Annotated in this window: 12 protein-coding genes; 1 reads left to right on the forward strand and 11 read right to left on the reverse strand. The window is 72.8% G+C overall.

What is annotated here, in order from left to right:
* Positions 1–4 precede the first annotated feature (4 nt).
* From NP777_RS18970 to NP777_RS18990, 5 genes are read right to left on the reverse strand one after another with little or no spacing between them, the layout of a single operon-like run.
* Positions 5–1501, reverse strand: a complete 1497-nt coding sequence (locus NP777_RS18970; RefSeq protein WP_256651347.1) for a cytochrome P450 — start codon at positions 1499–1501, stop codon at positions 5–7.
* Positions 1498–2121, reverse strand: coding sequence for a GTP-binding protein (locus tag NP777_RS18975; RefSeq protein ID WP_256651348.1), 624 nt, complete (start codon positions 2119–2121; stop codon positions 1498–1500). The genes NP777_RS18970 and NP777_RS18975 overlap by 4 nt, the downstream gene beginning before the upstream one ends.
* Complete coding sequence (locus tag NP777_RS18980; RefSeq protein ID WP_256651349.1) at positions 2102–2464, reverse strand: DUF742 domain-containing protein; 363 nt, start codon at positions 2462–2464, stop codon at positions 2102–2104. Before NP777_RS18980 ends, NP777_RS18975 begins: the two co-directional genes overlap by 20 nt.
* Entirely contained in the window at positions 2461–2880 is a 420-nt protein-coding gene (locus NP777_RS18985) for a roadblock/LC7 domain-containing protein (protein WP_305889916.1), read from the reverse strand. Before NP777_RS18985 ends, NP777_RS18980 begins: the two co-directional genes overlap by 4 nt.
* On the reverse strand, positions 2873–4441 hold the full coding sequence (locus NP777_RS18990) for a sensor histidine kinase (protein WP_256651351.1): 1569 nt from the start codon (positions 4439–4441) through the stop codon (positions 2873–2875). The genes NP777_RS18985 and NP777_RS18990 overlap by 8 nt, the downstream gene beginning before the upstream one ends.
* Positions 4442–4705: 264 nt before the next feature.
* Between NP777_RS18990 and NP777_RS18995 the strand changes: the two genes are divergently transcribed.
* Positions 4706–5818 carry an NAD-dependent epimerase/dehydratase family protein gene (locus NP777_RS18995; protein WP_256651352.1) on the forward strand — a complete coding sequence of 371 codons (1113 nt, stop codon included), beginning with the start codon at positions 4706–4708 and terminating at the stop codon, positions 5816–5818.
* A gap of 12 nt (positions 5819–5830) precedes the next feature.
* On the opposite strand, the gene NP777_RS19000 is transcribed toward NP777_RS18995, so the two are convergent.
* The 6 genes from NP777_RS19000 to NP777_RS19025 form a co-directional block, all read right to left on the reverse strand.
* A complete protein-coding gene (locus NP777_RS19000; RefSeq protein WP_256651353.1) occupies positions 5831–7474 on the reverse strand; it encodes an alpha/beta hydrolase in 1644 nt (547 codons plus the stop codon).
* A 127-nt stretch (positions 7475–7601) separates the two neighbouring features.
* On the reverse strand, positions 7602–8480 hold the full coding sequence (locus NP777_RS19005; protein ID WP_391858539.1) for an urease accessory protein UreD: 879 nt from the start codon (positions 8478–8480) through the stop codon (positions 7602–7604).
* Positions 8477–9172, reverse strand: a complete 696-nt coding sequence (ureG, locus tag NP777_RS19010; protein ID WP_256651356.1) for an urease accessory protein UreG — start codon at positions 9170–9172, stop codon at positions 8477–8479. The genes NP777_RS19005 and ureG overlap by 4 nt, the downstream gene beginning before the upstream one ends.
* A gap of 40 nt (positions 9173–9212) precedes the next feature.
* Positions 9213–9908: an urease accessory protein UreF gene (locus tag NP777_RS19015; protein WP_256651357.1), complete on the reverse strand. Its 696-nt coding sequence runs from the start codon at positions 9906–9908 to the stop codon at positions 9213–9215.
* A 112-nt stretch (positions 9909–10020) separates the two neighbouring features.
* Entirely contained in the window at positions 10021–11745 is a 1725-nt protein-coding gene (locus tag NP777_RS19020) for an urease subunit alpha (RefSeq protein WP_256651358.1), read from the reverse strand.
* An 87-nt stretch (positions 11746–11832) separates the two neighbouring features.
* The gene (locus NP777_RS19025) at positions 11833–12138 is read right to left on the reverse strand and encodes an urease subunit beta (protein WP_256651359.1); all 306 of its coding nucleotides are present in this window, start codon (positions 12136–12138) and stop codon (positions 11833–11835) included.
* Positions 12139–12145 lie beyond the last annotated feature (7 nt).

Below are 12145 nucleotides of genomic sequence, written 5' to 3' on the forward strand. Positions count from 1 at the left end.
ATCCCTACCGGGCCGAGGATCCCTTCGGAGCGGGGCCCGAGGGTCTGCCCAGCAGCCACCGCCATAACGCCGCCCACCACGGGACGCGTCCGGGGGCCGCCGCCTCGGACCCCTCGGTGCCGGACCGTGCCGGGGCCGTCGTCTCCTCCGGCGTCGAGGGCACCCGCTGCCGAGGGGCGAGGAGGGCCTCGACGGGGAGGTCCATGATGTCCGGCTCGGGGCGCCGGGGCATGAACTCCACCGGCAGCTCGACCAGATGGCGGGAGATCCAGGACGAGAGCCAGGTCAGCTCGGACTCGTCCACGGCCAGCCGCAGATCGGGCAGGCGCAGCAGCAGGGTGTCGATGGCGGTGTCCGTGATGGCGCGGCCGATGTCCTGCCCCGGGCATTCATGGGGGCCGCCGCTGAAGGCGAGATGGGAACGGTTGCCGTACATGGGCGCGCCGATGTCGGGGCGGATGGCCGGGTCGACGTTCCCGGCGGCCAGCCCCAGCAGCAGCATGTCCCCGGCCTTGATCCGCTGACCGCCCAGCTCGGTGTCGCCGGTGGCCCAGCGGCCGGGGACGACCGTGAGCGGGGGCTCGTTCCACAGCACGTGCTCGATGGCGTCCGGCAGCGTCATATGGCCGCCGGCCAGGGACGCGCGGAAGCGCGGGTCGGTGAGGACCATGCGCAGCGTGTTGGCCATCAGATTGGTGGTGGTCTCGTTGCCGGTGAGCAGCACCAGCCGCAGATGCTGGATCACCTCCTCCTCGGTGAGGCCGGAGGGGTGGGCCAGCAGCCAGGACGCCAGGTCCTCGCCGGGTTCGGCGCGCCTGCGGTCCACCAGGCCCTTGAGGGCGTCGGTGACGTACGCGTCGCTGCGCAGCGCCGTCTCGGTGCCCTTCATCAGGTCCCGGGTGGCCTCGACCAGCCGGGGGCCGTACTCGTCGGGCATGCCCAGCAGTTGGGTGAGGACGAGCATGGGCAGTTGCTGGGCGAAGGCGGTGACCATTTCGGCGCCCCCGTCGGCGCAGATGTCGTTCACCAACTGGTGGGTGAAGCGGGTGACATGGCGGCGGATCCCGCGGCGGTCGAAGCGCCCCATGGACTCGGTGAGCGCGGCCCGCAGCCGTTCGTGCTCGTCGCCGTCGGCGAAGGTGCACATGGGCTGCCAGCCGACCACCGGCAGCAGGGGCGAGTCGGCGCCGATCTTCCCGTCCTTCCAGGCGTGCCAGTGGCGGGAGTCGCGGGAGAAGCGGGAGGGGGTGCGGGAGACCTCCAGGTTCTCGCGGTAGCCGAGCAGCAGCCAGGCCGGTATGCCACCGTCCAGCACGATCGGGGCCACCGGGCCGTGCTCGGCGCGCAGCCGCTCGTACAGCCCCATCGGGTCCTTCTGGTTCTCGGGCCCGAGGAGGTCCACCAGAGCGCCGCCTCCGTCGGAGAGCGCGGTGTGGACGGGGCACCGGGTGGGCGGCAGATCGGCGGACCCGGTGCCGGGGGCGTCGGAATGAGGAGTCACGGTGTCTCCGGGGTCACGGTGTGCAGGGATTGCAGATGGCGCACGAGGGCGAGGAGGGTGTCGCGGCTGGAGACCCGGTCGCGGGCATCGCAGTCGATCATCGGTACGGAGTCGGGCAGATCCATGGCCGCACGCAGGTCCGCCATGGGGTGGACGGGGGCCTCGGGGAACGCGTTGACGGCGACCACGAAGGGCACCCCGCGCTCCTCGAGCCGCCCGACCGCGTCGAAGCTGACCTCCAGACGGCGGGTGTCGATCAGGACCACGGCGCCCAGGGCGCCCTCGAAGAGGCCGTTCCACAGGAACCAGAACCGCTCCTGGCCGGGGGTGCCGAACAGATAGAGCACCAGCCGTTCGTTGAGGCTGATCCGGCCGAAGTCCATCGCGACGGTGGTCTCGGTCTTGCGCTCGATCCCCGCGAGGTCGTCGACGCCGACCCCGGCCTGGGTCATGGTCTCCTCGGTGGTCAGCGGGCGGATCTCGCTCACCGAGCCGACCATGGTGGTCTTGCCGACGCCGAAGCCGCCGACGATCACCACCTTGACGGCGGCGGCCGCGGAGGCCGGGAGGGTGTCCTCGCTGCGCGGTCCGGCGATTCCCTCAGAGGTTCTGTAGTCCATGCATCACCGCCTGCAGCAGTTCGGGGTCGGGCAGCACGGCGGCCGGGACCGGCGCCCTGACCTCCACCCGGTCGTCCCGCAGCAGCCCCGCGAGGAGCACGGTGACGGTGGAGACGGGCAGGACCAGATACGCGGAGATCTCGGCCACCGAGAGCGGGAACTGGCACATCCTCAGCACGGCCGCGGCCTCGGGGGCCATCCCCGGCTCCGGTTCGGCGCGGGCCACGATCAGGCTGACGAGCTCGACGGGCCGGTGCCGGGGCTCCTGCGGCGCGCGGCCGCGGCTCACGGTGTAGAGCCGCTCCGGGCCGCCCTCGTCCCACGGCTTGCCGGGCTCGCTCATGTCATGCGTCCGTCGACCCGCGGCGGGCTGCTGAGGTGCTCCCCGAGCCGGGCGACGAGGTCTCTCATGCACTGGCCCATCAGCCCGGCGTCCACGCTGTCCTCGGCGAGCACCGCCAGATACGAGCTGGTGCCGGCCGCCATCAGATAGAAGAACCCGCCGTCGACCTCGATGACGACCAGCCGCATCCGCCCGTCCCCCTCGGGGAACTCGGCGGCGATCGCGCCGGAGAGGCTCTGCAGCCCGGCGCAGGCGGCGGCCAGGCGGTCGGCGGTGTCCTTGTCGGCGCCGACCTGGGCCATGCACAGGCCGTCCGAGGACAGCAGGACCACGTGCCGGGTCTCCGGAACGCTGGACGCCAGGTCCCGGAGCATCCAGTCCATGTTGAACCGCGGTTGCGTCACTTGCCTACTCATCCTTGTCCGACGTGTTCGGGGTGCTCGAGCTGTCCGGGGTGCTGGGGGACTTACGGGGGTCCGGCGCGTCCGTGGCGGCGTCCGCCGCCGGGATCGGCTCGCCGTTGAGCCCCTTGGTGAAGGCGTCCAGCCAGATCCCCGGCTGTACCGGCTGCCGGGCCGGATCGCGGGGCGTGGCGGACGCCGCCGGGGGTGCGGAGTCGACGCGGAACGGGGCCGGGGCGGTCATGGGCATCCGGCGGCGGCGCTGCGGGAGTCCGGCGCCGTTCTGCCGGAAGCCGGGGCCGGGGCGGCCCTGCGCCACCGGGCCGGGGCGAGTGGGCGACGGCAGCGGTGTGGCCCGCTTGATGGGCTTGGGCGGCGGCAGTTTGGCCGCGCGGGCGATGGCGCCGCCGGGCGCGGGGGTGGGGCAGATGATGTCCTGCGGTACGACCAGCACCGCGCGCACCCCGCCGTACGCCGAGGGCCGCAGCGAGATCTGGAACCGGTACCTCACGGCGAGCCTGCCGACCACGGCCAGGCCGAGCCGCGGTGTCTCCCCGAGGTCGTTGAGGTCGAATCCGGTGGCCGCCTGGAGCAGCACCGCGTCGGTGCGTCTGCGCGCCTCCTCCGACAGGCCCACCCCGGCGTCCTCGATCTCGATCGCGACCCCGGACTGGACCTCGATCGCGGTCAGGTGCACCCGGGTCTTGGGCGGCGAGTAGCGGGTGGCGTTGTCCAGCAGTTCGGCGAGGGCGTGGATCAGCGGCTCCACCGAGGGGCCGACGATGGCGACGTCCGCCACCGAGTGCAGATCCACCCGCTCGTACTCGAGGATGCGGGACATGGCGCCGCGGCAGACGTTGAACAGCGGCACCTCCTTCTGCCACTGACGCCCCGGGCGCGAGCCGCCCAGGACCGCGATGGAGTCCGCCAGCCGGCCGATGAGCGCGTTGCCGTGGTCCAGGTGGAGCAGATCCTCGAAGACGTCCGGGTCGGCGCCGTGCTTGTCCTCCATCTCCCGCATGTCCTGGGCCTGTTGGTGGACGATGGCCTGCACCCGGCGGGCGATGTTGACGAACGCCCGCTGGGCCGCGTCTCTCAGGTCCTCCTCGGTCCGCACGGTGTCCAGCACCCACCGCAGCAGTTGCTCGTGGGCGGCGTCGAAGTCCGGGTCGAGGTTGGGCGCGTAGTCGACGTCCTTCATCGCCTCGTGCACCATGGCGCCGCGCCGCAGCCGGGCCACCGTCGCGGGGAGCACCTCCCGGGTCAGCCGCCGGATCTCCGCCTCCTGGTCCGCCAGGCGCTGCCGGAACCCGGCCTCCTGGGCGGCGAGCCGGGTGCGCAGCGTGGTGATCAGCCGGCCGCGGCGCATCGCCTCGGCCGCCGCGAGGGCCACCGCGAGCGTCGCCGCCACTCCGCACCAGGCGACCATGGCCCGCGCCCCGGACGGGACCACGGCGACGGCCAGCCCCGCGCAGAACGCCATCGCGGCGGGAGGGATGACCCATACGAGCGTGGAGGCGGGCCGTCGGCCTCCGGGTGAGGTGCCGCCTCCGGATGAGGTGCCGGCGAAAACCATGGGCATCCTTAAAAACAGCGAAGAGAAAATGAGTGCGAAATGCGGGCGATGAACCAGCCCGTCATGGGCCCTGGAGCATAGCGGTTTCACCGTCGCATGAATCGAAGATGCTTTTTTCTTCGGAATGCATCACGGTGAATTCAAAGAGCGCGAAAAAGCGATCATCCACACTCACTCTTTGACCGTGAATGATCGGCCCAGAGCGAATCTGCTCATGGCGAAGGAGTCTGGGCAGCGTGCTGCCCGGTCCCTTAGCGTCCCGGCATGAGCACTGGGAACGCATGTGTGATCGGGGCGACGGGGCAGATCGGCCGGGCGGCGGTGCGCGCTCTCGCCGAGGAGGGATGGCGGGTGCGGGCCGCCTCGCGCGGCGGGGGCCGCGACGAGAGCTGGCCCGGGTCGGTGGAGAGCGTGACCATGGACCGGGACGACGACGCCGCGGTGGCCGCGCTGATCGGCGACGGCTGCGATGTGGTGCTGGACTGCGTCGCCTACGGCCGGGCGCACGCACGGCAGTTGCTGGGGCTCGCGGACCGGATCGGATCGGCGGTGGTGATCTCCACCGGAGCGGTGTACGAGGACGACCGGGGCCGGGGCTTCGGGACCCAGGACCAGCCGGACGGCGCCCCGCGGTATCCGGTGCCGCTCCCCGAGTCCCAGCGGACCGTTCCGCCGGGCGACGGCTACGGCAGCCGGAAGGTGGCGCTGGAGCGGGAGCTGCTGGCCGCCGGTGACCGGCTGCCGACGACCGTGCTGCGCCCCGGGGCGATCCACGGCCCGCACTGCCGCACCCCCCGTGAGCTGTACTTCGTCAAACGGGCGCTGGACGGGCGGCCGGTGCGGATCCTGGCACACGGCGGCCGCAGCCGGTTCCATCCGGTGCATGTCGACAACATCGCGGAGCTGGTGCGGCTGGCCGCCGGGCGGCCCGGTTCCCGGGTGCTCAACGCGGGCGATCCGCAGGCCCCGACGGTCGCCGACATCGCCGCCGCCGTGGACGCGGTGCTGGGGGTGCGCAGCGAGCTGGTGCTGGTCGACGGGGAGCCGCCGCATCCGCATGTCGGCAGCACGCCCTGGAGCCTGGCCCACCCCATCGTCTACGACATGTCCGCGGCCGAACGGGAGTTGGGCTACCGCCCGGTGACCGGCTATGCGGAATCGCTGCCGGCGACCGTCGCCTGGCTGGCGGACCGGCTGGCGGCCGCCCCGGACTGGCGCACGGCCTTCCCCGACATGGCCGCCGCCTACGACCCGATGACCGATCTGTTCGACTACCCGGCCGAGGACGGGTGGCTGCGGGACGTGCGGCGGACAACCGGAACCGGGCCCGTGCGGGGAACACACCGGCCCGGCCCAGCACCGCATACCGCCGACTAGCCGACTAGCCGACTACTTGACGACGGCGGCTGCCTCCTTCGCGGCCTTGGCCGCCTTCGCGGACCCGCCCGACTTCGCGGGCACCGGCGTGGCGTGCGGCGCGCAGGTCACGTCCTTGGTGTCCACCGTGCCCTTGAGCAGGTAGGCGTCCACCCGGTCGTTGACGCACGGGTTCACCAGACCGGTGACCCCGTGCGAACCGGCGTCCTTCTCGGTCACCAGACGCGAGCCGTTCAGCCGCTTGTGCAGCTCCACCGCGCCCTCGTACGGGGTGGCGGCGTCACGGGTGCTCTGCACGATCAGCGTCTTGGGCAGCCCCTTGGCGGCCCCCACCTCCAGCGGGGTCCGCTGCTTGGCACCCCAGGTGGCACACGGCAGGTTCATCCAGGCGTTGGACCAGGTCAGGAAGGGGTAGTCGCGATGGAGCCGGGTGTTGTCCCGGTCCCACTTCGCCCAGCTGGTCGGCCACTTGGCGTCGGCGCACTCGACGGCCGTGTAGACGGCGTTGCCGTTCTCCGAGGCGATGTTGCCCGCGGTGTCGGACATGTCCGGGCCCGCGGCCTCGACCAGCGCCTTCTCATCGCCGCCGAGGTAGTCGCTCCACACCTGGGCGACCGTGGCCCACGACGAGTCGTAGTACGGAGCGCTCTGGAAGAACCCGAGCAGCTCGGCCGGGCCCACGACCCCGCCGATGGGGCTCTTCTTGGCGGCCGCGCGCAGGGTCTCCCACTGCTTCTGGACCTTCGCGGGGGTGTCGCCGATGTGGTAGGCGGCGTCGTTCTTGGCGACCCACGCCTTCCAGTCGTTCCAGCGCGTCTCGAAGGCCACGTCCTGGTCCAGGTTGGCCTGGTACCAGATCTTCTCCCGCGAGGGGTTCACCACGCTGTCCACGATCAGGCGGCGCACATGGGTCGGGAAGAGCGTCGCGTAGACCCCGCCGATGTACGTTCCGTACGACACGCCCAGGTAGTTGAGCTTCTTGTCGCCGAGCGCGGCCCGGATGACGTCGATGTCCCGGGCGGTGTTGGGCGTCGTCATCTGCGGCAGCATCCAGCCGCTGCGCTCCTTGCACCCTTCGGCGTACTCACGGGCCAGCTTGCGCTGGACGCGCTTGTCCGCCTCGCTGTCGGGCACCGGGTCCAGCTTCGGGGCCTTGGCGTACTCCTGCGGGTCGGCGCAGGAGATGGCCGCGGAGTGGCCCACCCCGCGCGGGTCGAAGCCGACGAAGTCGTACGCCTTCGACACCTTCGTCCACAGCGGGTTCTTGGTGGTGACCCGGGTCGGGAAGCGCAGCCCGGAGCCGCCGGGCCCGCCCGGGTTGTAGATCAGCGAGCCCTGCCGCTCGGAGGCGGAGCCGGTGTTGGCGATCCGGTCCACCGCGAGCTTGATGGTGCGGCCGTTCGGCTTGGCGTAGTCGAGCGGCACGGTGACATAGCCGCACTGGATGGGCTTGGCGAGCCCCCAGTCGGCCGGGCAGTCCGTCCAGTCGATGCCCTTCTTCGCGGCCTCGGCCGCGGCCACCGCCACGCCATGGGCCTCGGCGGCCCCGCCGGGCGTCCGCTCCGCCGCCCCGGCCGTGGGGGCGGCCAGCGCACCGGTTATCAGCGCACCGGCGATCACACCACCGGTCACGCCGAAGAGTGCTGTGCGTCTCACGTAGTCATCCCCCTGCTTTGTTGCGCCGCCAGGAGCGGCGATGATCACAGAGTTTCAGGGGGATTCTTCTGTCTGGCTTACCGCCGAGTACAGGGCAAACCGCCGATTCTTTATCAAGACGTGAACATCAGCCCACGGAGGCTGCCGCCGCGTCGAGCGCCCGGCGGAGGTGGAGGGCGTCCGGGGCCACGGCGGTGGCGAGGGCGGCGGGGCCGGTCAGCGGGGTGAGGACGGCGGTCTCGGCGAGGTGGCGAGGGGTGCGGGCCTTGGCCTCGCAGGACGGATCGACCACGAGCAGCTGACCCACCGCCCGATGCCCGCCGAGGACCGCGCCGCCGTCCCAGCCGGGGGCGCCGGGGCCGTGGGCGAGTTCCTGGTCGAGGAGCGGGCGCCCGGCGCGGTGGACGGTGAGACGGCTGGTCAGCCGGCCCGGGGATTCGCCGGTACGGCCCAGGATCTGCTCCTCGCGGAGCACGAGGCGGGCGGTGGGCGCGAGTTCGACCCGGGTGGTCATCAGCAGTTCGCTGCCGCGGGCGGAGATCAGGGGCTCGGGCAGCCAGTGCAGGGTCGCGCCGTCGGCGACGGTCAGCCGGATCTCGTAGTGCGCGGGCCCGGCCGCCCGTCCGGGCAGGGCGATGGTGGCCGCGGCCGAACCGATGCGCAGCCGGGCGCCCGGTCCGGCGGTCACCTCCAGCGCGATCCGGTCGCCGCCGAGGGGCGCGCTCATCGCCCCGACCACGGTGACGCACGCCTCACCGGCCACGCCCCGGGTCCGCCGCAACGCGAGCGGCCCGTCCCCGGCGAGCACGGGCAAGGCGGTGCCGCCGCGCCCGTCCGCCTCGGCGACGAGACGGGCGGTGGCCCGTACGGCCGGGCTCGAGGTGCCCGACCCCTGCCGCGTGGCCGCGGCTTCCCGTTCCGGGGCGCGACCGGGCGTCCGCAACGCGCGATGTGGGTGTGGGGGCGCACCACTCGGCCCGGCCGGGGCGTCCGGGACCGGGGTCATGCCGGGGCCGCTGTCCAGGCGGCCAGGCGGGTGCGGACCCAGTCGGCGATGGGGCGGACGCCGTCCTCGGCGACCAGGGACGTGAAGGCGACCGGGAGTTCACCGCGCTGGGCCTCGGCGTCGCGGGCCATGCGCGCCAGGTCCGAACCGACGTAGGGGGCCAGGTCGGTCTTGTTGACCACGAGCAGATCGGCGGTGGTCACGCCGGGGCCGCCCTTGCGGGGGATGTCATCGCCGCCCGCGACGTCGATGACGAACACCTGCGCGTCCACCAGGCCCTTGGAGAACGTCGCGGTGAGGTTGTCCCCGCCGGACTCGACCAGGATCAGATCGAGCGGCCCCACGGTCTCCTCGAGCTCCTCGACCGCCTCCAGGTTGGCGGAGATGTCGTCGCGGATCGCGGTGTGCGGACAGGCGCCGGTCTCCACGGCGGTGATGCGCTCCGGCGGCAGTACGGCGTTGCGCAGCAGGAACTCGGCGTCCTCGCGGGTGTAGATGTCATTGGTGACCACGGCGAGGGACAACTGGTCGCGCAGCGCCCGGCAGAGCGCGGCGACGGTCGCGGTCTTGCCCGAACCCACCGGTCCGCCGAGGCCGACGCGCAGCGCCCGGCGGGTGCCGTCGGGGCGGTGGGGGCCGGTGGCGCCGTAGGTGTGGCGCGGGGGGTAGGTGTCCGCGTGGTCGAGATGCATGGACGGCTCCGAAATTCCAACAGGGGCGGCACGGGCCCGGTTACGAGGCGAAGAGGCGTACGGACCAGGTGGCGTGCTGCTCGGCGGCGATGTCGAGCAGCGGCGCGGAGGCGGCGGGCAACGCGTCGGGACCCTCGTCGAGGGCCCGCCGCGCCGCGTCGGCGGCCCGCGCCACGACCTGGTCCAGCTCGGGGGCGAGGCGGGCGAGGACGGCGGTGGCCTCGAAGGGGTCGAGGCTCAGCAGCCGTACGACGGCGGTCGCGGGCCCGCTCACCACCTCGTACCCGGCGGCGTACGCGGCCTCCGGCGGCCCCAGCGCGGCGGCGTGCGCGGTGAGTCCGAGCACCACGGGCTGATGCGCCCCGCGCGGCCGGGCGGCGGCCAGGGCGTCCAGCTCGGGCGAGGGCCAGGCGGCGCGGGCGGCCCGCATCAACTGGCGCCCGAGCCGCCGCGCGGTGACCCGCAGCGCGGAGCTGGGCGTACGGGCATCCGCCGCATCGTCGAGCACGAGCGGATCGAGCCCGGCGGCGGCCGCGGCGGCGAGCCCGGCCGCGGTGAGCCCGACGGTGTGCAGCCGCCCACGGCAGAACGCCTCCAGGGAGCCCGCGTCACGAATCCGCCCCGCCGCGACAGCGGCCTCGGCCCCACCGGAATGCGCATGCCCTCCGGCGGGAAACCGCCCATCGGCAAGAACGAGCAACGCCCCGACCCCACCGAGGACTCCGCCCCCGGGCAACGGTTGACGGCCCCGATCCGGCCCGTCCGGCGACGGGGACCGGCCACCCGCGGCCGGGCCGCGGACGTCCCGGGGAGGGGGCGGGGTCTCGTTCGTGGGCATGACGGGCCACTCAGAAGAGGAAGTACCGCTGGGCCATGGGAAGTTCCGTCGCCGGGGCCGGTTCGACGGGCTCGCCGTCGATCGTCACGGTGAACGTGTCGGGGTCGACCTCGACCCTCGGCAGGGCGTCGTTCTCCCGCATATCCGCCTTCGTGACCCCCCGCGTGCCGCGGATCGGGGCGAACCGCTTGCGGAGGTCCAGGCGGCCCACCAGGCCGTCATCCAAGGCGGCTTGCGTCACGAAGTTGACCGAGCCCGCGGCCGCCGCGCGGCCGAGCGCGCCGAACATGGGGCGCGGCAGGACCGGCTGCGGGGTCGGGATGGAGGCGTTGGCGTCGCCCATCTGCGCATACGCGATCTGGCCACCCTTGATCACCAACTGCGGTTTGACGCCGAAGAACGCCGGGTCCCACAGCACCAGGTCGGCCAGCTTCCCGGGCTCCACCGAGCCGATCTCTCCGTCGAGGCCCTGCGCCACCGCCGGGTTGATGGTGTATTTGGCGACATAGCGACGCGCCCGGAGATTGTCGGCGCGGCCGTCCCCGGCCAACGCCCCGCGCCGTCGCTTCATCACATGCGCGGTCTGCCAGGTGCGCAGCACCACCTCGCCGATCCGCCCCATCGCCTGGGAGTCGGAGGAGATGATCGAGATCGCGCCGAGGTCGTGCAGGACATCCTCGGCGGCGATCGTGCTGGGCCGGATGCGGGACTCGGCGAAGGCGAGGTCCTCGGGGACGGCCGGGTTGAGGTGGTGGCAGACCATCAGCATGTCGAGGTGCTCCTCGACGGTGTTGACGGTGTGCGGGCGGGTCGGATTGGTGGAGCTGGGCAGCACGTTCGGCTGGGAGACCACGGTGATGATGTCGGGCGCGTGCCCGCCGCCCGCGCCCTCGGTGTGATACGCGTGAATGGAGCGCCCGCCGATGGCGGCGAGGGTGTCGCCGACGAAGCCCGCCTCGTTGAGGGTGTCGGTGTGGATGGCGAGCTGGGCGCCGCTCTCCTCGCATACCCCGAGGCAGGCGTCGATCGCGGCGGGGGTCGCCCCCCAGTCCTCATGGATCTTGAATCCGAGCGCTCCACCGCGCAGTTGGGACCACATCGCCTCGCGCGAGACGGTGTTGCCCTTGCCGAGCAGCCCGATGTTGACCGGAAGCCCCTCCAGCGCCTGGAACATCCGGGCGAGATGCCAGGGTCCTGGGGTGATGGTGGTCGCCCTGGTGCCCTCGGCGGGTCCGGTGCCGCCACCGACGAGGGTGGTGATCCCGGAGCAGAGCGCCTGGTCGACGAGGGTCGGGGAGATGAAGTGGACATGGGCGTCGATGGCACCCGCGGTGAGGATCCTGCCGTTGCCCGCGATGACCTCGGTCTCGGGCCCGATGACGAGGTCGGGGTGGACACCGTCCATGGTGTCGGGGTTCCCGGCCTTGCCGATCCCGGTGATACGGCCGTCACGCAGGCCGATATCCGCCTTGACGATCCCCCAGTGGTCGAGCACGACCGCACCGGTGATCACGGTGTCGGGGGCGCCCTCGGCACGGCCGGCCCGGGACTGGCCCATGGATTCGCGGATCACCTTGCCGCCGCCGAAGACCGCCTCGTCCCCGGCCCGGCCGGGCCCGCCGCTCCGGTCCTCCTCGATCTCGATGAGGAGATCGGTGTCGGCGAGCCGGATGCGGTCCCCGGTGGTGGGGCCGAAGAGATCGGCGTACGCGGCGCGGTTGAGCTCAGCGGTCATGCTGCACCTTTCCGTTCGCTTCTCCGCCCGCGGGGCGCCGGCGCGCCCCGTCGTCCATGTGCCGCCCGGCGGCCTGGCGTGCGACGCTCACAACCGCCCTCCCGTCTCCCCGCGCAGCCCCGGCACGATCCGCTCCCCCGCGATCGGGATCAGGGCGACCTCCACGGGGATGCCCGGTTCGAAGCGCACGGCGGTGCCCGCGGCGATGTTCAGCCGCTTGCCGTGGGCGGCGGCGCGGTCGAAGTCGAGGCCGGGGTTGGCCTCGGCGAAGTGGTAGTGGGAGCCGACCTGGACGGGCCGGTCGGCGGCGTTGAGCACGGTGAGACGGGTGACCGGCCGCCCCTCGTTGAGGCGCACCGGCTCATCGGCGTGCAGGATCTCTCCGGGGATCATGGGCGGG

The sequence above is a fragment of the Streptomyces rugosispiralis genome (genome assembly GCF_024505145.1).
Lineage (GTDB): Bacteria > Actinomycetota > Actinomycetes > Streptomycetales > Streptomycetaceae > Streptomyces > Streptomyces rugosispiralis.

Excerpts from the sequence above, each read along its gene's own strand:
- NP777_RS18990 (WP_256651351.1), bottom strand. The coding sequence starts at position 4,441 with ATGGTTTTCGCCGGCACCTCATCCGGAGGCGGCACCTCACCCGGAGGC.
- NP777_RS18975 (WP_256651348.1), bottom strand. The coding sequence starts at position 2,121 with ATGGACTACAGAACCTCTGAGGGAATCGCCGGACCGCGCAGCGAGGAC.
- NP777_RS18995 (WP_256651352.1), top strand. The coding sequence starts at position 4,706 with ATGAGCACTGGGAACGCATGTGTGATCGGGGCGACGGGGCAGATCGGC.
- NP777_RS19025 (WP_256651359.1), bottom strand. The coding sequence starts at position 12,138 with ATGATCCCCGGAGAGATCCTGCACGCCGATGAGCCGGTGCGCCTCAAC.
- ureG (WP_256651356.1), bottom strand. The coding sequence starts at position 9,172 with ATGCATCTCGACCACGCGGACACCTACCCCCCGCGCCACACCTACGGC.
- NP777_RS18985 (WP_305889916.1), bottom strand. The coding sequence starts at position 2,880 with ATGAGTAGGCAAGTGACGCAACCGCGGTTCAACATGGACTGGATGCTC.
- NP777_RS19005 (WP_391858539.1), bottom strand. The coding sequence starts at position 8,480 with ATGACCCCGGTCCCGGACGCCCCGGCCGGGCCGAGTGGTGCGCCCCCA.
- NP777_RS18980 (WP_256651349.1), bottom strand. The coding sequence starts at position 2,464 with ATGAGCGAGCCCGGCAAGCCGTGGGACGAGGGCGGCCCGGAGCGGCTC.
- NP777_RS19020 (WP_256651358.1), bottom strand. The coding sequence starts at position 11,745 with ATGACCGCTGAGCTCAACCGCGCCGCGTACGCCGATCTCTTCGGCCCC.